Genomic DNA, 551 nt, shown 5'->3' with positions numbered 1-551 from the left:
TTGCCTGATGAAACCTTAGCTTTAGCCTTGCAAGACAAATCGTACCCATAGAGGCTCCAAGTCAAGTCCTTAACCACTTATCTATGGTTACATGTAAACAATGATAAAAGGTGCATTCTATCAACCTTTTTTCACTGATACTGTATATAAGGGTGCTTTAGTTGAACAACAAAAAATGGCTGCCACAGCAGCCGAATATATTGGACTCAAGCACCCGTTAACACAAGAAAGATAACTTATAAAAAACCTTCTTTAACTAGCACTTGTTTAAACTGTTCTTGAAACGCTTCTAATTTTATTTTGTCCTTTATAATAATTTCAATATCCTCTTTGTAAATAAAGTCTCTAAAGGCTTTATTGAAGATAAATAAATTCCCATTCTTTTTTACAAATTCCTTATACCAATCTTCTTGACTTAATAACTTGGTTTTTTTATTGATTAAAATATTTTTCTTAGAAGGTATTCCCTGTAATAGGCTACCAAATAAATCTACAAGCAATTAATCCACTCCCCACTCTAAAAATTAATATCCATATTAAAGTATCCTGCC

2 protein-coding genes are annotated in these 551 nt (G+C 31.8%); one reads left to right on the top strand and one right to left on the bottom strand.

Annotation, left to right across the window (positions count from 1 at the left end):
• Positions 1-100 precede the first annotated feature (100 nt).
• On the top strand, positions 101-235 hold the full coding sequence (locus tag JMM81_RS22705; protein ID WP_256243825.1) for a hypothetical protein: 135 nt from the start codon (positions 101-103) through the stop codon (positions 233-235).
• Between the two features lies 1 nt (position 236).
• On the opposite strand, the gene JMM81_RS22700 is transcribed toward JMM81_RS22705, so the two are convergent.
• Positions 237-500 carry a hypothetical protein gene (locus JMM81_RS22700; RefSeq protein WP_256243823.1) on the bottom strand — a complete coding sequence of 88 codons (264 nt, stop codon included), beginning with the start codon at positions 498-500 and terminating at the stop codon, positions 237-239.
• Between the last annotated feature and the right edge of the window lie 51 nt (positions 501-551).

The organism is Bacillus sp. V3B (assembly GCF_024494465.1).
Lineage (GTDB): Bacteria > Bacillota > Bacilli > Bacillales > Cytobacillaceae > Bacillus_BD.
Note: the sequence above shows the minus strand (reverse complement) of the source record. Positions and strands in the feature narration are given on the sequence as shown.

Excerpts from the sequence above, each read along its gene's own strand:
- JMM81_RS22705 (WP_256243825.1), top strand. The coding sequence starts at position 101 with ATGATAAAAGGTGCATTCTATCAACCTTTTTTCACTGATACTGTATAT.